This window comes from Nostoc sp. DSM 114167 (assembly GCF_052692655.1).
This window is the reverse complement of record NZ_CP195116.1, coordinates 6,713,087-6,730,081: the sequence shown is the minus strand read 5'-3', so window position 1 is coordinate 6,730,081 and position 16,995 is coordinate 6,713,087. Positions and strand designations below refer to the sequence as shown.

The 16,995-nt window shown below is 40.0% G+C and carries 17 protein-coding genes and 2 pseudogenes; 8 read left to right on the top strand and 11 right to left on the bottom strand.

Translation table 11 applies throughout. The annotated features are described in order from the left end of the window. The first annotated feature begins 3 nt into the window (after positions 1-3). The gene (locus NSTC731_RS28380; protein ID WP_445627869.1) at positions 4-1,104 is read left to right on the top strand and encodes an AI-2E family transporter; all 1,101 of its coding nucleotides are present in this window, start codon (positions 4-6) and stop codon (positions 1,102-1,104) included. Positions 1,105-1,223: 119 nt separating this feature from the next. Beyond that, positions 1,224-1,937, top strand: coding sequence for a serine/threonine protein kinase (locus NSTC731_RS28375; protein ID WP_445627868.1), 714 nt, complete (start codon positions 1,224-1,226; stop codon positions 1,935-1,937). Positions 1,938-2,119: 182 nt separating this feature from the next. Here NSTC731_RS28375 and NSTC731_RS28370 read toward each other — a convergent pair whose 3' ends face one another. The 3 genes from NSTC731_RS28370 to NSTC731_RS28360 form a co-directional block, all read right to left on the bottom strand. Continuing rightward, positions 2,120-3,097: an AbiJ-NTD4 domain-containing protein gene (locus NSTC731_RS28370; RefSeq protein WP_445627867.1), complete on the bottom strand. Its 978-nt coding sequence runs from the start codon at positions 3,095-3,097 to the stop codon at positions 2,120-2,122. Positions 3,098-3,179: 82 nt separating this feature from the next. After that, positions 3,180-3,554: a DUF5615 family PIN-like protein gene (locus tag NSTC731_RS28365; RefSeq protein WP_445627866.1), complete on the bottom strand. Its 375-nt coding sequence runs from the start codon at positions 3,552-3,554 to the stop codon at positions 3,180-3,182. Then, positions 3,551-3,868, bottom strand: a complete 318-nt coding sequence (locus NSTC731_RS28360) for a DUF433 domain-containing protein (RefSeq protein ID WP_317616110.1) — start codon at positions 3,866-3,868, stop codon at positions 3,551-3,553. Before NSTC731_RS28360 ends, NSTC731_RS28365 begins: the two co-directional genes overlap by 4 nt. Before the next feature lie 225 nt (positions 3,869-4,093). Between NSTC731_RS28360 and NSTC731_RS28355 the strand changes: the two genes are divergently transcribed. Further along, positions 4,094-6,004, top strand: a complete 1,911-nt coding sequence (locus tag NSTC731_RS28355; protein ID WP_445627865.1) for a GTPase family protein — start codon at positions 4,094-4,096, stop codon at positions 6,002-6,004. 426 nt (positions 6,005-6,430) lie between these two features. After that, the gene (locus NSTC731_RS28350) at positions 6,431-8,110 is read left to right on the top strand and encodes a hybrid sensor histidine kinase/response regulator (protein WP_445627864.1); all 1,680 of its coding nucleotides are present in this window, start codon (positions 6,431-6,433) and stop codon (positions 8,108-8,110) included. 372 nt (positions 8,111-8,482) lie between these two features. On the opposite strand, the gene NSTC731_RS28345 is transcribed toward NSTC731_RS28350, so the two are convergent. From NSTC731_RS28345 to NSTC731_RS28310, 8 genes and pseudogenes are all read right to left on the bottom strand, one after another. Beyond that, a complete protein-coding gene (locus NSTC731_RS28345; protein WP_445627863.1) occupies positions 8,483-8,755 on the bottom strand; it encodes a type II toxin-antitoxin system RelE family toxin in 273 nt (90 codons plus the stop codon). Then, positions 8,742-8,954 (bottom strand): hypothetical protein, encoded by a 213-nt coding sequence (locus NSTC731_RS28340; RefSeq protein WP_445627862.1) that lies wholly within the window; start codon positions 8,952-8,954, stop codon positions 8,742-8,744. The genes NSTC731_RS28345 and NSTC731_RS28340 overlap by 14 nt, the downstream gene beginning before the upstream one ends. A gap of 100 nt (positions 8,955-9,054) precedes the next feature. After that, positions 9,055-9,732, bottom strand: a complete 678-nt coding sequence (locus tag NSTC731_RS28335) for an MAE_28990/MAE_18760 family HEPN-like nuclease (RefSeq protein WP_445627861.1) — start codon at positions 9,730-9,732, stop codon at positions 9,055-9,057. Further along, positions 9,732-10,820 carry a GmrSD restriction endonuclease domain-containing protein gene (locus tag NSTC731_RS28330; RefSeq protein WP_445627860.1) on the bottom strand — a complete coding sequence of 363 codons (1,089 nt, stop codon included), beginning with the start codon at positions 10,818-10,820 and terminating at the stop codon, positions 9,732-9,734. Before NSTC731_RS28330 ends, NSTC731_RS28335 begins: the two co-directional genes overlap by 1 nt. Before the next feature lie 263 nt (positions 10,821-11,083). Beyond that, positions 11,084-11,212: pseudogene (locus NSTC731_RS28325) on the bottom strand (element excision factor XisH family protein); the annotation flags it as partial. 56 nt (positions 11,213-11,268) lie between these two features. Further along, a complete protein-coding gene (gene acnB, locus NSTC731_RS28320; RefSeq protein ID WP_445632187.1) occupies positions 11,269-13,899 on the bottom strand; it encodes a bifunctional aconitate hydratase 2/2-methylisocitrate dehydratase in 2,631 nt (876 codons plus the stop codon). A gap of 335 nt (positions 13,900-14,234) precedes the next feature. Further along, positions 14,235-14,489, bottom strand: a pseudogene (locus tag NSTC731_RS28315) (DUF4351 domain-containing protein); the annotation flags it as partial. Between the two features lie 12 nt (positions 14,490-14,501). Beyond that, the gene (locus tag NSTC731_RS28310; protein WP_445632186.1) at positions 14,502-15,413 is read right to left on the bottom strand and encodes a DUF4351 domain-containing protein; all 912 of its coding nucleotides are present in this window, start codon (positions 15,411-15,413) and stop codon (positions 14,502-14,504) included. Between NSTC731_RS28310 and NSTC731_RS28305 the strand changes: the two genes are divergently transcribed. The 4 genes from NSTC731_RS28305 to NSTC731_RS28290 all read left to right on the top strand — a co-directional run bounded on the left by NSTC731_RS28305 (position 15,313) and on the right by NSTC731_RS28290 (position 16,971). Next, on the top strand, positions 15,313-15,642 hold the full coding sequence (locus tag NSTC731_RS28305) for a type II toxin-antitoxin system RelE/ParE family toxin (protein WP_445632185.1): 330 nt from the start codon (positions 15,313-15,315) through the stop codon (positions 15,640-15,642). The two genes, NSTC731_RS28310 and NSTC731_RS28305, sit on opposite strands and share 101 nt — an antisense overlap. After that, positions 15,635-15,928, top strand: a complete 294-nt coding sequence (locus tag NSTC731_RS28300; RefSeq protein WP_445632184.1) for a helix-turn-helix domain-containing transcriptional regulator — start codon at positions 15,635-15,637, stop codon at positions 15,926-15,928. The genes NSTC731_RS28305 and NSTC731_RS28300 overlap by 8 nt, the downstream gene beginning before the upstream one ends. Before the next feature lie 396 nt (positions 15,929-16,324). Beyond that, positions 16,325-16,645, top strand: a complete 321-nt coding sequence (locus tag NSTC731_RS28295; RefSeq protein ID WP_445627859.1) for a 2Fe-2S iron-sulfur cluster-binding protein — start codon at positions 16,325-16,327, stop codon at positions 16,643-16,645. 146 nt (positions 16,646-16,791) lie between these two features. After that, entirely contained in the window at positions 16,792-16,971 is a 180-nt protein-coding gene (locus NSTC731_RS28290) for a hypothetical protein (protein WP_335192520.1), read from the top strand. The last annotated feature ends 24 nt before the right edge of the window (positions 16,972-16,995 follow it).

Genomic DNA, 16,995 nt, shown 5'->3' with positions numbered 1-16,995 from the left:
ATTATGAATTTTTCACTGAATCAATTACTTAGATGGTTAATTTTTACCTTGTTATTTCCTCTAGTATTTCTCAATGGTTGGTTAGCATTTTTGCTGGTGAAAAACTTTCAACCTGTCGTCACAATTCTTGTCTTGGCTACCTTGCTTGCATTCGTTTTAAACTATCCTGTTTCGATTCTCCAACAACGGAGAGTTAAACGTGGCTATGCAGTAGCATTAGTTTTTATATTAGCATTGGTAATTGTTGTGGCTCTGGGTATCACTTTAATGCCCATTGTTTTAGAGCAATTTAATGAAATGGTTAAAGTCTTTCCCCAATGGATTGATTCTAGCGAAGAAAAACTTCAGAGTGTCAATGATTGGTTTTTTAAACATAAATTAAATGTGAATCTCAGTCAGCTATTAGCACAAATTAATGACCAACTGCCAAATGAGATAGAGTTTATTTCAGATAAGCTTTTAAGCATTATTATAGATACAATTGATAGTATTTCTGAGGCGTTAATCACAGTAGTGCTAACTTTTTACTTGTTGTTAGATGGCCCAAGAATTTGGGAGGCGATATTTAAAAAGTTACCTGGAAATCTTGCCCAGCAGATAAGCCAGTCTATTCAGCAAAACTTTCAAAATTACTTAATTGGTCAGGTAAGTTTGGCTTTGTTGATGGGTTTTTCAATAACATTATTGTTTTTAGCTTTTCAAGTCCAGTTTGGTTTACTCTTTGGTTTGGGAGTTGGACTTTTGAGCTTAATTCCCTTTGGTGATGTCGTCAGTCTGGTTTTAATAACTTTAATAATAGCGTCACATGACTTTTGGCTAGCAGCTAAAGTTTTTGCGGTAGCTGTTGTTATCGATCAGTTAATCGATCAGGCGATCGCACCCCGTCTTTTAGGCAAATTTACTGGCATTAGACCAATATGGGTATTAATTGCTCTGCTTGTAGGAACCAATGTTGGCGGAGTCTTGGGTTTGCTAGTTGCCGTACCTGTAGCTGGTTTTATCAAAGATGTAGCAGATGGTTTTTCTAAATCTGTTAATTCTGATAACCTGGGTGAAGGTGAAGCAGAATCGGAATTGTTGGTCGAAAAATCAATATCGCAATGAGTTGTGGATAAAAATTGCCATCTCTACTGTTAACGGCAAGTTGCAACGGAATCATTTAGGTCGTAATTCACTCAAGTCAACCTTATTCCCAAACCTCGTAAATTGGCTAAGGAATTAATATGGACAAATTGCCCCTAAAACAGTTAGTCAAAAACATTTATCAGGAACTACTGCCTAGATTACAGATTGAAAGTGTCAATCCCCATAATCCAATTAAGGTCAGTTATCTTCCACAACCTTGGCGGCTGCTTGGCAAAGGAAACTACGCCGCAGTAGTTTATCACCCCGATTCCCCTGACTATGTAGTTAAGATTTATGCCCCAGGAAGGCCAGGCTTTGAAGAGGAAGTAGAAGTCTACCATCGTCTAGGTTGTCATCCAGCGTTTTCTGAGTGTTTCTACGCCAAGGATGAGTTTTTAGTCTTGAAACGGCTTTATGGAACAACCCTCTACGATTGTATGCACTTTGGTTTACTAATTCCCAAGCAGGTAATAAAGGACATCGATGAAGCCCTTGACTATGCCCGAAGTCGTGGACTCCACCCTCATGATGTCCACGGGCGTAATGTCATGATGTACCAAGGCAGAGGATTAGTCGTAGACATATCAGATTTCTTGCATCAAGAAGCTTGCTCAAAGTGGAATGACCTAAAAAAGGCTTACTACTGGTTATATCTGCCCGTGTTTTACCCACTGCGACTGCGCGTACCACACTCTATCTTAGATATCGTCCGCAAATTTTATCGTCTGGGAACTTCTGTTAAAACTTTTTGCTGCCAACTATCCCTAAAATTAACTAATATTAAGTATTTAAATAAGTATTTAAAACGTTAAGAGCGATGGATAGACAACTTTTGTGCTGTCCAATTTTTGTTATTTTGGCACTTTCGTTATCAACACTTTATTGATAAATTTTATTGTTGCTTGCGATCGCTGAATGTATCGAAGACAATCGCGTAGACAGCCAAAGGCGATCGCTCATTATCTCCCAAATCTAATTAAAAAGCGATCGCACTCTAAATCTTAGATTTCAGGTAATTTACGAAAGACGTACATGAAAGTAAAAAGAACTTTGCATCAGCAATAGTTAGATCAGGCTCAGTCAACATAGCATGTCTGATACCTCCCTCATCACTTGTATATCCATACAGAATTAAGAATGAATTTTTTAAAGCGGGATGTAAATTGTGAGAAACATCCAGAACCTTCAGAGCATCTGCTAAAGTTGCTTTTGGTTTTCCAGTAATAGCTTTTGCAAGACTTTCAACTGCGGAAATAGATTCTTTTATAGAGTTTCTGTAGTCAGGATTTTCCTTATCGCTCATCAAAGCAAGGGAGCGCTTCAAATGGGTGGATACAGCAGGAAAATTATTATCATCTACTGCTTGCTCAAGCATTTCAATTTCTTGCTCATTGGTGATATCTATGAATACACCTCCGACAAATCTATAACCTGCCAGTTCTCTTTCTAATACAGAGTTTATATCTTTTACTAGTTTCGGATATCTGAAATAGTTTATAGTGATCTCAAGAAATTCGTAAACTTCATTCCATTGGCAATTTTGAAAATATTTGAATAATACTTTTACAGATGAGATTCGACTATCAGGCAAGTTATCCAAAGGAAACTTAAAATATTTTACCCACATATATTCAATAAATTTTTCTATACTTTTACCATAATATGTAACTGTTACAAATACGGATTTTGAGTATCCTAAAAACAACTGTGCACTTAATACATTCCAAAGAGAATTACGTAGAGCATCATTCATACTATCAATTTGGATAATCTCAGAAATTGGCTTCAAACCTCGTCGTTGGCTAAAAGTCTTGGCTGAAACCTCAACTGCGAACATTTTAGAAAAATGTTGTTTCGCCTCGTATTCAGCAATTTTTTCAGTATCATGTATATGACAGTATCCAAAAGAATTAGCTTTGAGCTTACATTTTTCTCCAGATTTAGTTGTTGCTTTGCAATTAGCTGATGACATACAAGATTACTTCGAGGATATCTTTATTAAGATAGCAGTCTTACCAATGAAACCTAGTATTAATTAAAACGCTGACAGTGGTCTAAAAGCTTTTATCAATATAAGCACTCAAAAACACCAGTCGGTTTACCATCTCCTCAGCCGAACGAGTAGCAATCAACTTGAGCAACCCTTGTAACTGTTGCCCTACGGAATAGCGTTGTTGCTGCAACAAGATAATGCCAGCATGATTTCTTTCTGTGGCTAAAAACTCGTTATGTAAGCAGCAAAAGTCTCTTCGGTTGTAGCTATAGATAACACGCCCTTGCTCTGTTGCCCAAATTAGCTGCTCATCATCAGAATAGCTCTGCCTGCTCACATCGGCCACTGTCACAACATCTAAGTTTGCATTACAGAAATCTTTGATTAGGGACTTCTCAACACTGTCCTCATCTAAATACAAACGAATTTGGCTCACTGTCTCTTCGCCGTGTACTCAGCTTCCAAACGGTCGTATTCTTCAATTTCTGCGGCAATCTCCGTGTCAATTACTTCCTGGTTAGCATAGTAGTAAGCTAGCGCTGCATAAACTTGTGCCAACATTAGCTGTGGTCTTTGGACAACTATCTCTTCCGGTTTCATGCCTGCGTTGAAATCGATCGCAATATTATGTACCGTAATCCGGTGTCCCGCAATCCGAGGGCGACCACCACAGGTTCCGGGTGTGCTGACAATCAGCGTGCCAATGTCGGTAATTGTTTGCATAGCTTGTTTACTAAATTTTGCTCTCATAGACAACTGAGCAATTTTAAACTTCTTCTAATCTAGAAATATAAATATCCAGTTGTTTATTTAGCTACCTACAGCAAAATAAAACATTTATCCCCAATAATTAGGAGTCTACCATTAATCCCAGAAAACCAAACATCCTGCCTGCATTGGAGACGATAGACTTTTTATAAGAGTAATTTTGGCAAAAACTCGAATTTCCCAACATTTCAAAGCAGGTATGGGGCAATGGTGCGGTTAAAACTTTGGCAGTGGGTAGTCTTAGCAATTCCGATCGCGTTTATCATAATTTTCTTACTGGTGTCTGCCGGTTCACAAATTCACGCCTGGGGCATTAATTGGATTTGGGGTATATTCACCGTTTTATTTGTTGGTTGGCGTTGGCTGCTAGTCAAATGGACTCAACCAGCTGTTAACGAGGTGGAAGCTGTATTAACTGAAGTCCGGGAAGAACTGGAATCGACAGCAGAAAATACAGCAGCGCTACCTGTGGGAAGTGACACCACACAACTTGCACAAACCGCCCTTCAAGAAATTCTTCAAGCAGCACAAAGCGATCGCCCGATTTGGGAAGACTGGCAAACTTTTTGGACGCGATGCCAAGATTTAGTTGTGGCGATCGCTCATATCTACAATCCTGAAGTTCAATATCCCCTGTTGAATATTTACGTCCCCCAAGCTTACGGGCTGATTCGGGGAACGGTGGATGATATGGATCGGTGGATGCAAAAGTTATCCCCTGTCCTCAATCAGGTAACGGTTGGACAAGCATACCAAGGATATGAAGTCTACCGAAAGTTGGAACCATCGGCTCGGAAATTCTGGAAAGCTTGGAACTGGGCACAGTGGATCTTAAATCCGGTGGCGGCGGTGGCAAAACAAGCCAGTCAGGGTTCTAGTAACCAAGCAACTCAGCAATTATTGGGGAATTTGAGCCAGTTATTCCGAGAAGCTGCTTTGAGAAACTTATGCCGACAAGCGATCGCACTTTACGGACGTAGCACCTTACCAGTTACAGCAACCGTAGTTTCCACGCCAACTTTACCCCAGGCAAAAACTCAAACACTCCGAGATATCCTGACTCAAGCTCAACCAGCCGAGGCGGTTGAGCAAAAACCCGTGAATATTCTGCTGGTGGGGCGCACGGGATCGGGAAAAAGTAGCCTGATTAATACGCTATTTCAGGCGGATCTCGCAGCCGTCGATGTTTTACCCAGTACCGATCGCATTCAGAATTATCAATGGCAGACCGAAAGTGGTGAAACTCTGACGCTTTTGGATACACCTGGATATGAACAAGTCAACCGTGCCGAACTCCGAAATTTGGTGCTTGATTATGCTATTAATTCAGATTTACTGCTGTTAGTCACCCCTGCCCTCGATCCTGCCCTGCAAATGGATGTAGACTTTTTGCAAGACATCAAAGCAGAAGTTGCAGATTTACCTGCGATCGCGATCGTTACTCAGGTAGACCGGCTGCGTCCCATCCGCGAATGGCAACCGCCTTATGATTGGGAATGGGGCGATCGTCCCAAAGAATTTGCCATTAGAGAAGCCACTGAATATCGCGCTAAATTGCTAGGAAACTTCTGTAATCTAGTTTTACCCGTGGTTACAAGTGACAGCAAAACAAATCGAGTTGCCTGGGGAGTAGAAGCGCTATCGTTGGGATTAGTGGATGCGATTGCACCTACCAAGCAACTCCGTCTCGCCCGCTTTTTGCGCAACCTAGAAACTCGCATCGTCGCCGCCGCCAAAATCATTGACCACTACACCTTCCAAATGACGACAACACAAGGATTAACGGCATTGCTCAAAAGTCCCGTCCTTCAGTTTGTTTCTACCCTCTCAACTGGATCTCCAGCCCTAGCGTATATGCTGGCAAAGCAAATTCCTGTGGAACAGTTGCCGATTGTCATTGGCAAACTGCAAATGGGATATGAGCTTTTCTCACTCTTCAACCCCAACTCGGTCAACTTTGAGTTGCTAGCCCTTTGGCCGCTACTGCTGGAAAATTCCGCTGCACCCGATCGCAATGCCTGGGCATTTGGTCACGCTTTAGTGGAGTACTGGACTCAAAATCTGACAGTTGAACAACTCCGGGAGCGATTTGAGTATTATTTAGCGATCGCCAAATAATTTGTCTGCATTAGCAATGTCTACAACGGGCTACACCAGAGCATCTTTCATTCTCACAAGTTGAATTTGCTATTACAGTATATTTACGAGTAATCATTTTATCTCGTTCCCAGTCGGAGACTGGGAATGCCCGTCGTTGAGGTTCCACCTCTTGAGTGGCGGCAGAGCCGCCAAGAGCAGCATTTCCAGCCAGAGACTGGAAACGAGGTTTTAAACACCAAAAGTTGCATTAATAAATAAAAGTAAATTACGAATATTTACTTAGCAATTTTGAAGAATTTCATACTATATAAGGAAAAGTAAAAATGCGGTAACAGATTGTACTCTCAATATCGAGGTTAAGATTACGATTAAAAGTAGGTGTCTGCTGAACCTACCCGTTTTACCTAAGTTTTTATACCGATATCTTTTTGTTCGGAGTTCTTTATGAAAAATATATTACAAACCTCCATCTCTCAAGAACAGAATTCAGATCGGAGCCATAGCATTTCTTCTTACAACAGGCTGCTTTCGGTGGTGAAGGATTTGGCTTGTGTGCGGACTATTGAAGAAATTATTGAGATTGTGCGTTTGGCTGCTCGCGATCTCACAAATGCTGATGGAGTAACTTTTGTATTGCGGGATGGTGAATGTTGCCACTATGTCGATGAAAACGCCATTGGCCCGCTTTGGAAAGGTATGCGTTTTCCGCTCAAGTCTTGCATCTCTGGTTGGGCAATGCTGAATAAAAAAGCAGCCGTAATTGAGGACATTTACCAGGATGCACGAATTCCAATTGAGGCGTACAAGGTAACTTTTGTCAAAAGTTTAGTGATGCTTCCCATTCGGGTTTCCGATCCCCTGGGTGCGATTGGAGCTTACTGGAGTACACGCCACTTAGCCACACCCGAAGAGATCGGAATGCTGGAGATTTTGACTGATACTACAGCAGTTGCGATCGCTAACGTGCAACTTTTCCAGAAATTGACGAACCAAAATGCCCTAAAAGACAAATTTATTGCCATGCTGGCTCACGAATTGAGGAATCCCGTTGCCCCCATCTCCAACGGCGTTCAGCTTCTCAAGTTGAAGCTAGGACAGACTGGTGCAGTCGGAGAAACCGTTTTAATGATGCAAAACCAGATTAAGCACCTCTCGAAATTGATCGATGAGTTACTTGATGTGTCGTCTATCACTTATGGGAAGATTTCATTAAATCTTGAGAAGGTTAATCTGGTAGAATTGGTTCGCCAAAGCCTCAATGACCATGCACAAGCAATCAAGAGATGGAACCTTAATGTCGTAGAAGACCTGCCAAACACGCCCGTGTGGGCTTATGTTGACTCCACTCGCTTCTTCCAAATCTTTGGGAACCTTCTTGATAACGCCTTAAAGTTTTCCCAGCCAGATGGAACGATCTGGGTAGATTTCTCAGTTATTCCAGGTGAAAATGGCTCAGGTAGTATGGCGGCCTTATCTGTAAGAGACTTAGGCATCGGCATAGAACCGACAATATTACCAGAACTTTTCGAGCCGTTTACCCAGGCCGATCGCAGTTTAGCTCGTTCGCGGGGCGGGCTAGGTTTGGGACTTTCGGTAGTTAAAAGTCTTGTAGAACTTCATGGTGGTAATGTTGAAGCCTCAAGTAGAGGGATAAATTTGGGAGCAGAATTCAAAGTCACTCTCCCTATATGCGAAGAAATTACAGCCTCGAACAACGAACTAGAAATTACAGAGGCGGCGAAAAAATCGTTGAAGATTTTAGTTATTGAAGATAACGAGGATTCAGCCGTATCATTACAAGCAGTACTTGAGTATTTTGGGCATGAAGTTTCCATTGCTAAGGATGGAATTTTAGGGGTAGAAACTGCAAAGAAGCTTGAGCCTCATGTAATTATTTGTGACATCGGACTTCCCGAAATGGATGGATTCGCCGTTGCACAAGAACTGAGTAAAGACTCCAAATTTACTCGCTCAATTCTGATTGCGCTTACCGGCTACGGTAGCCAAGAGGATCGGCAGCTGGCGCTGAAGTCTGGTTTCAAATCCCACTTAACCAAGCCTGTAGACTTTGACGTACTCAAAGCAGAAATCGATCGATACTTTGATGAAGTATTATCAAGTTGACATTATCTTAACCGTCGATCTCTCCTCATCAGGCTTATTACATACGTACTTAATACAAATCCGTTGCCTTGTTTTGGAACATACGCGATCGCATAGATTAACCTCTCCCCCAGCCCTCTCCGAAGCGGAGAGGGGAGCCGGATTTCTCCCCCAACGCTAGTAGGGAAGGGGGTTAGGTCTGTGTGCAAAGTGCAAGGGTGCGATCGCGCTGATAGAATGGTTAATTAGGTGAAAAATTATTATCTTTGTACTCCTAAAGCTTGACTGCAAATGACATATATAAAATCAATAAATTGTTGTTACACAGCATTTGCCGCTTTACTGGTATTAGGGTATATATACAGTAATGACAATAGCAAGTTTTACAGTGCTTCAAGGAAAAATTCTGTAGATGTCTTTGCGGTGAGCAACTCGTTGGCAAATTAATGTTTTTGTTGCTTGATCGAGAGTAATGCCAATACGATAATCACCAACTCGAATCTTATATTTATCACTATAGCCCTTCAGCTTTTCGAGATATCCTAATTCAAATGGATTCTCTGATTCAAGTTCTTGAAAGACAATAGATTCTATCCGGCTTTGAATCTCAACTGGTAAAGTAGCAAGTTCTTTCAAGAACCTTTTGGTATATTCAACTTGCCACATTTTCTTCTTTTAGTGATTGATAATATTTTAGTGCTTCATCTTTTGATAATGGTTTTTCTTCCTCTACTTCCTCCATGAATTTTGCTAAACCATAATCCTCAAGAATTTCTTCAATCTTTTCAAATTCAGCGATAGGAATTTGTACGGCAATAGGTTGTTGATTATCATCGATAACATAGCTTTTGTGAAGTTCAAGCATTTTAATAACTCCTATGTGCAGAAATCTATACTCTTACTACAAGCTGTAGTAATGAAGCGGGTTTTTATATCTTATTTTCCACAAAAATCACCTGAACTAACTATTTTAAATATTCTTTGTTAGATAGGTAACTCTCTATATTCTCTAATATTGCCTTTAAATAAGAAATAACTCTTTTTTTTATTTCCAATAATTCGTCCGCAGTAGCATCTCTACCAACCTCCTCAAATGATTTAAAACCATGTGCCAAATCATTCCTATTAGTCTTAACTGTTAGTAAATCGCTACCGTCTTTAGTTTTCTTAAAATTTGTTTTACACGAAAAACCATACATCTCAGATGTTTTTCGTATTTTTCTTGCATCAATATTACCTGAAAATAATTTTTCTTTATCAAAACTGCTAGATATTATATCACATGAAATATTGTTTATACTTTGTAAAAGAGTATCAGAAGAGTTGTTCTCCTTGAAATTCTTAATAATAATTTTTTTAATTTTATCTGTAGCATCATCAAAAGAAATATTTTTATTTTTAAACTCATCAAAAATTGTTGTAATAGCATTACGCATTGTGGATTCGACTAGATTATAAAGCAATAAAAATCCTGTTGCTTTAAGAGTTTTTTCTAAATCATTGTTTATTGATTTTGTTTTTGTATTCTTAGCATTACCCATACTTAATTTAATTGAACCTTGCTCTAAATTTTTCAACAATAAAAAATATCTACTAACTTCTTGAGCGCGTTCATCAAAATCTTGAAATAATGTACTTTTCATTAATTACCTAGAAGCTGATCGCGAACATAATGAATACGCTTATTGACTTTATTTTGAGAACTACTTGCATCAGATTGAGTACAATCTTTAAATGCTTGAGAATCTAAAAAACCAGTTGATTTTGGTACTAAATTTGGGTTTTCTCTTAATGCTAAAGCAATACCTACAGAGATTGATTCAAACTTGATTCGAGTTGTCGGTTCATAGCGATTTTTTATTTTTCGATAAATATGTAAAGCATTAGGAAAATGCTTTTCCACAAATTCTAACATCAAATAAAACTCATTTTTCATTGTATCAATACTTAGAGAAATAGATTTATTTTCTTGTTCTAAATAGTCATCCAAAAACTCATGAACTTTTCTGCCAGAGTAATTTTTATAATTATTTAAAAAGGCAAAAAAACGTAGTACAAATTCTTGTGGATCTCTTTTATCAATTTCAGGTTTAGTAAAAGAGCATAAATCTTGAAATTTTTTATTTGTTGATAGTTCCTCAATTAGATCGAGAAACTTTCCTGGTTTACTTCCCCTGCGTTTCTCCATTTCATTTAATTCAACACTACCACTATTAATTCTCTCAAAAAGATCCCTTCTGACTTCTTCATCTGCTTCTTCTGTTAATTGAATCATTCTAATAGTAGTTCTGTTAAAACGCCTTTGACGTTGTGGCGGTAAATCTTCAAAAGTAAACCCATTGAGAGTTTTTAATTTTTCAAGATTTTTTAATCTAAGTTCATTGTTAATAAACCTAGTTAAAGTGCGAATACGTTGTGTACCATCTATAATTTCTAAACGTGCTAAATCTTCTGATTCTGATATATCAGCAACGAAAATATAAGGTATTGGTAAACCTAAAACTACAGATTCAATAAATTTTGATTGCCTATCTTCATCCCAAGCCATTTCTCGTTGATAGTCTGGAATAAAGAATTCATTTTCATCTTCATCTTTGCCATATAAATATTTTTGAACAATTACTTCGATAGGGTATTCTAAGGTGTTGTAATCAACACGCTTTCTTTTATCACGAATTTCTTCTTCAGCCTTTTCTTTGCGTTCATCTGTAATTTCTAATTGAGTTACCATAACTTGACAATTTGTTTTCGTTAATGTTTAGTCTTAGATATTTTTGTATTGATTTAACTAATTTGACCAAATTTTATAAGTTGGCTAGGTTAAAGGTGAATCTCGAAAAAAACATTCTATATGATCTAATAATTATACTAAACCCTAACTTCATTAAGCTTAGGTAACTTCTCCCCAAAAAATCATTTCATTTCCTAAAGTCAAAACTCACTTTAGCTAAATTATACCATTTGTTGGTTTTCTATACTTACAGACAGGGTTCATTCACCAGCCATATCCGCAAACAGTTTAACTTCAGCATATTTGATTGAATAGGGATCAACTGTAATTGTTGAGCTATCTTTAATTAAGGCATTTTTTACGGCATTATGCTAGATATCTTTTGCTGGCATTTTTACCCAGATAATAAAATATTAGGTGGGCATAACACCCACCTAATTAAACTATACTAAACTAACAACGCCTGCTCCTCTTTAGAAATTACGCGTCCTTCATCCTCAAAACCAGCAATTTGATCGAAGTTCAAATACCGATACAAATCATCTGCAAAAGGATGAATTTTACTCGCCACAATATCCAAATATTCCTGCACTGTCGGCAGCCGTCCTAGTAGCGCACAAACTGCGGCTAATTCTGCTGAACCAAGATACACTCGTGCATCTTTACCCATGCGATTATTGAAGTTGCGGGTAGAGGTAGAAAATACTGTTGTGCCATCAGCAACTCGCGCCTGATTTCCCATACACAAACTGCACCCTGGCATTTCTGTTCTAGCACCCGCAGCCCCAAAAACGCTGTATACACCTTCTTCTTTTAATTGGTGTTCATCCATGCGCGTTGGTGGTGCTATCCACAAGCGAGTTTTCACTTCACCTGCGCCTTCCAAAACTTTCGCTGTTGCCCGATAATGACCGATATTCGTCATACAAGAACCGAGGAATACTTCTTGCACTGGATCGTTAGCAACTTCCGATAATAACTTAACATTATCGGGGTCATTGGGAGCAGCAACAATTGGCTCTTTGATTTCGTTTAAATCAATTTCAATGATTTCGGCATACTCTGCATCGGCATCACCTTCTAATAACACAGGGTTTGCTAACCATTCTTCCATCTTTGCCACACGGCGCAGCATGGTACGCGCATCTTGATAGCCGCGTGCGATCATATTTTTCAGCAGCGCTATGTTGGAACGCAGATATTCCGAAATTGTCTCTACACTCAGCTTAATTGTGCATCCGGCACAAGAACGTTCGGCGCTAGCATCGGTGAGTTCAAAGGCTTGTTCAACTTTTAAATCTGGCAAACCTTCGATTTCTAGAATTCGCCCGGAGAAGACGTTTTTCTTATTCTGTTTCTCTACTGTCAGCAAACCTTTTTGAATTGCTACGTAAGGAATGGCATTCACGACATCGCGCAGGGTGATGCCTGGTTGCAATTCACCTTTAAATCTTACCAAAACTGACTCTGGCATATCTAAAGGCATCACACCCAAGGCGGCTGCAAAGGCTACCAACCCAGAACCGGCGGGGAAGGAAATACCCAAGGGGAAGCGGGTGTGAGAGTCGCCGCCAGTTCCCACGGTATCGGGTAACAGCATCCGGTTTAACCAAGAGTGGATGATACCATCACCAGGACGGAGGGCGACTCCGCCACGAGAGGCGAAGAAATCGGGGAGTTCGTGGTGGGTTTTAATGTCTACTGGTTTGGGATAAGCTGCTGTGTGGCAGAAACTTTGGATCACTAAGTCTGCACTGAAACCAAGACAGGCGAGTTCTTTTAATTCGTCGCGGGTCATGGGGCCTGTGGTATCTTGAGAACCAACGGTAGTAATGATAGGTTCGCAAGATGTGCCGGGACGCACACCAGGTAATCCGCAAGCTTTACCGACCATTTTCTGTGCCAAGCTGTAGCCTTTACCTGTATCAAAGGCTTGCTGGGGACGGGTGAAAACTGTGCTGTGTTCTAAACCTAGTGCAAGACGAGTTTTATCGGTGAGGGTACGTCCAATAAGTAGGGGGATGCGTCCACCTGCGCGAACTTCATCGAGGATGGTATCAGGTTTAAGGTCAAAAGTGGAAATAACTTCGCCTGCTTCGTTTGTGATTTCGCCTTTGTAAGGATGGATGGTAATTACCATGCCGGTTTCGAGTTTGGTGACATCGCACTGAATAGGCAAAGCACCGGCATCTTCTGCTGTGTTAAAGAAGATTGGCGCGATCGCACCACCTAAAACATAACCCCCAGCGCGTTTGTTTGGCACAAAAGGTATATCATTTCCCATATGCCACAATACTGAGTTGATGGCAGATTTACGCGAGGAACCTGTACCAACTACATCCCCCACGTAAGCTACAGGATGCCCTTTTTTCTTCAATTCGGCAATGGTTGCCAAGCTTCCTGGTTGCCGTGACTCTAGCATCACTAAGGCGTGTAAGGGAATATCTGGGCGAGTTGTGGCGCTTTGGGCGGGGGATAAATCGTCGGTATTGGTTTCGCCAGGAACTTTAAAAACGGTGACAGTAATCGCTTCTGGTACTGTGGGGCGCATGGTAAACCATTCAGCTTCCGCCCAAGAGTCAATCACCTGTTTGGCGAAAGGATTGGTTTTAGATAACTCTAAAACATCGTGGAAGGCATCGTACACCAAGAGGATTTTGCTTAAAGCGTTGGCGGCGTTGGCGGCGATGGGTTCCTTTCCTTGTCCGCCCATTACTAGAGGTGTTTCGGATGAGTCGGAGAGGGATACGGTGGGCCATTGCAGCAGTTCGATTAAAGATTGCACATTGTAACCACCTACCATCGTGCCCAGCAATTGCACCGCTTCTATGCGCGAAACCAAAGGACTGGTGATTTCCTTTTTGGCGATGGCGGTGAGAAATCCAGCTTTGACATAAGCTGCTGGATCGACACCAGGAGAAACGCGATCGCTCAATAAATGTAATAATATCTCCTCTTGACCCTTTGGCGGATTTTTCAGTAATTCACATAATTCTGAGGTTTGCTTCGCATCCAATGGTAAAGGGGGAATACCGAGTGCTGCTCTTTCGGCAACGTGTTTACGATATTGTTCTAGCATTTTTATGTTCTCCATTGGGATGTTCTCCCTTCAATTATGAAATATTTTTAGGCAATACTTGGCTATAAGAGTTTAGCTTATTTTTATGATGAAAGCCTTACTGGTAATTGGTTATTAGCAACTTTTTTATACTGAAATTTTGGAAAATATAAGGCAATAAAATTCGCTACTACACAAACTTTCGTCCACCTCCGTGGACTAAGAGTAAATCAAGAATTTTTAACCCACAGAGGTGGGTTTCGTATTTCGACTTCGGCTCCATCGAGCGAAGTCGAGATGCTCAACACAAGTTTGTATAGCCGCGACTTATAGTTGCCAGGTGTAGTAATAATAAATTAGATTGATTGTTGGTTTAACCAAGTTTCTAAATCAGCAACACTAGAAAAATCTAGTAATGCTTCTCCTAAATTCTCTAATTGTTCAATGGATAAACCTTTAATTTGCCCGATTAATGATGCATCAATTTCACCAAGACAGCGATTTAGTACGCGCAGTATTAAATCTTGTTTTCCTTCTTGCCTTCCCTCTTTTTTGGCTTGTTCTCTGTCTCTTTGGTAAAGTGGTTCTAGTCGCATAATTAACTCTTTATCAATCAAAATGAATTAGATTGATTGTTGGTTTAACCAAGTTTCTAAATCAGCAACAATAGAAAAATCTAGCAATGCCTCTCCTAAATTTTCTAATTGTTCAATCGATAAGCCTTTAATTTGCCCGATTAATGATGCATCAATTTCACCAATACGGCGATTTAGTAGACGCAGTATTAAGTCTTGTTTTCCTTCTTGCCTTCCCTCTTGCCTTCCCTCTTGCCTTCCCTCTTGCCTTCCTTCTTGCCTTCCCTCTTCTTTGGCTTGTTCTCTGTCTCTTTGATAAAGTGGTTCTAGCCGCATAATTAACTCCCTATCATCTGCTTCTAATTCTTGATTTACTCTCAAGTTTTCGCGCAAGTTGTAAACTAATTCGAGAGTTGCTTTCTGGTATGGATGATTTAATGGTAACGCTTGCAACTCGATAATCGCTTGTGACTGCACGCTTCCCCTTCCCAAAAGCCTCAACCATAATGTCTCCGGTGTTTGGGGTAGTTGGTGTATCGCTACAATTGCTGTCCGCAAGGCATCTGGCAGAAAATGTACTCCTAGTAACCAACTTGCTTTTTGCATAGTTCCAAAGCTAGACAACCTAGTTTCAGATACGGTAGGTGTCAGAATCCACAATTTAGGAATTTCCGAGTTCTGAAGTTTGGTTTTATTAGTTTTAGCTTCTCGTCGTAAAAGAGCCTTTACTTCTAATAATTTTAGAATACAGTCGCATATTTCATCGGTAGAAGCTGGATTACGGAAGGGTTCTATGAGTGCAGGATATTCCGCAAATCTTCCTAGCAAACCTAGTATTTCTATATTAGAGCTTTGCTGTTTGGTAGGAGTGAATAAAACATCTATTTCTTTAATCTCTCCTGAAACTTTTTCTGAGTGGTTTGACTCTCTGCGGGATAGAAAAGCAAAGGCTAAAATCAGAGCAAGGCTTGACCGAGTAGAGGAGGGTAATTTAGGTGATTGTAAATCAGTTGGTGATAGTGTTTTTGAACTTAGAATAGACTATGGTTCTGGCTACCGCATATATTTTGGGCAGGAAGGGTCAACAATTATTATTCTTTTGTGTGGTGGCGATAAAAACACTCAAGATAAAGATATTGCTAAAGCCAAGGAATATTGGAAAGACTATAGGAGTAGAGATGATGCATAAAAGTACCAGCTATCACGAAAAACTGATTCAAGACTTAAAAAATCCACTAGAAGCAGCAGTTTATATTGAAGTTGTTTTAGAAGAAAGCGATCCGAAAATGTTAAGTAAGGCATTGAAAAATGTCATAGAAGCGCATGGTGGCGTCGATCGGCTTTCTGCACAAGTCAAGCAACTCTACAATAAACTTGACCAGATGCTATTAGAGAAAGGCGAAATTGAGTTTTACAGTCTAAATTCTTTGTTGGATGCTTTAGGGTTACATTTTGCTGTAACAGTAAAGCCGTAAGCCTAATGTTGTAACATTGATGACCAAAGTTTGTTCGTGAGTGCAATCATCGATACATAGTGTATATTGTTGATTTATAGTGATGCCTGCGGTGGTCACTGAGCTTCTTGCCTTGAGTTTCGACTGCGCTCAACTACCGCGAAGCCGAAAGGTGTCGAAGTGCGGGCTGCGCCAACGCAATTCCTTCCACTGAATCACGAGAAGCACCCACATTAGCTCCGGCGGCTTTGAGAACTTAGCGGATTGTACCAAATAAACTATAAAGAGAGTTCATCGCTTCTCTTACTAAACCCTGGTCAACTGCCTTTTACCTAAATTCTTATAGTAACATCTGGATATTTTTAACTAATTCAGATAAACTAATATATTTGCCCGTAGCATCACCTTCTTTTGTCTATGCCCAAAACTTACACCGTAGAAATTAATCATCAAGGCAAAATTCATACTTTGCAAGTTCCCGAAGATGAAACGATCTTATCAGTTGCCGATGCTGCTGGTTTGGAACTGCCGAGTTCTTGCAATGCAGGTGTTTGCACAACTTGCGCCGGTCAAATAAGCCAGGGAACCGTGGATCAAACTGATGGTATGGGCGTTAGTCCAGATTTGCAAAAGCAAGGTTACGTATTACTTTGTGTTGCCAAACCCCTTTCTGATTTGAAACTTGAAACAGAAAAGGAAGACATAGTTTATCAATTACAATTTGGTAAAGACAAATAATCTGTGAACAGTTATCAGTATATCGGATAATTATTCATAACTGAATAACTGTTTCTGAGATTACCAAATTCGATAAATTACATAAGTATTTCATCGGAGATGAAGTCAGCTATTATAGAAACTACAGACCAACAGGATTTACCAAAATGACGACTCATTTTATTACCGCAGAAATTGATTTACAAGAAACTCCCGCAGAGTTACTAGAAGTAATTGAAACAGAGTTAAAGAAACAAGGCGAACCTCTGCGTTGGGCAGTTACTTCTGTGGATACTGACGAACAAAAAGCTATAGTTGAAGCCGTTGTTACCACAGTTAAGAGTTAGGAAAGACGCGATTTAGAGAGACGC

What these genes read in the sequence shown, in the direction of transcription:
- NSTC731_RS28380 (WP_445627869.1), top strand. Translation starts at nt 4, where the DNA reads ATGAATTTTTCACTGAATCAATTACTTAGATGGTTAATTTTTACCTTG.
- NSTC731_RS28375 (WP_445627868.1), top strand. Translation starts at nt 1,224, where the DNA reads ATGGACAAATTGCCCCTAAAACAGTTAGTCAAAAACATTTATCAGGAA.
- NSTC731_RS28370 (WP_445627867.1), bottom strand. Translation starts at nt 3,097, where the DNA reads ATGTCATCAGCTAATTGCAAAGCAACAACTAAATCTGGAGAAAAATGT.
- NSTC731_RS28360 (WP_317616110.1), bottom strand. Translation starts at nt 3,868, where the DNA reads ATGAGAGCAAAATTTAGTAAACAAGCTATGCAAACAATTACCGACATT.
- NSTC731_RS28355 (WP_445627865.1), top strand. Translation starts at nt 4,094, where the DNA reads ATGGTGCGGTTAAAACTTTGGCAGTGGGTAGTCTTAGCAATTCCGATC.
- NSTC731_RS28350 (WP_445627864.1), top strand. Translation starts at nt 6,431, where the DNA reads ATGAAAAATATATTACAAACCTCCATCTCTCAAGAACAGAATTCAGAT.
- NSTC731_RS28345 (WP_445627863.1), bottom strand. Translation starts at nt 8,755, where the DNA reads ATGTGGCAAGTTGAATATACCAAAAGGTTCTTGAAAGAACTTGCTACT.
- NSTC731_RS28340 (WP_445627862.1), bottom strand. Translation starts at nt 8,954, where the DNA reads ATGCTTGAACTTCACAAAAGCTATGTTATCGATGATAATCAACAACCT.
- NSTC731_RS28335 (WP_445627861.1), bottom strand. Translation starts at nt 9,732, where the DNA reads ATGAAAAGTACATTATTTCAAGATTTTGATGAACGCGCTCAAGAAGTT.
- NSTC731_RS28330 (WP_445627860.1), bottom strand. Translation starts at nt 10,820, where the DNA reads ATGGTAACTCAATTAGAAATTACAGATGAACGCAAAGAAAAGGCTGAA.
- acnB (WP_445632187.1), bottom strand. Translation starts at nt 13,899, where the DNA reads ATGCTAGAACAATATCGTAAACACGTTGCCGAAAGAGCAGCACTCGGT.
- NSTC731_RS28300 (WP_445632184.1), top strand. Translation starts at nt 15,635, where the DNA reads ATGCATAAAAGTACCAGCTATCACGAAAAACTGATTCAAGACTTAAAA.
- NSTC731_RS28295 (WP_445627859.1), top strand. Translation starts at nt 16,325, where the DNA reads ATGCCCAAAACTTACACCGTAGAAATTAATCATCAAGGCAAAATTCAT.
- NSTC731_RS28290 (WP_335192520.1), top strand. Translation starts at nt 16,792, where the DNA reads ATGACGACTCATTTTATTACCGCAGAAATTGATTTACAAGAAACTCCC.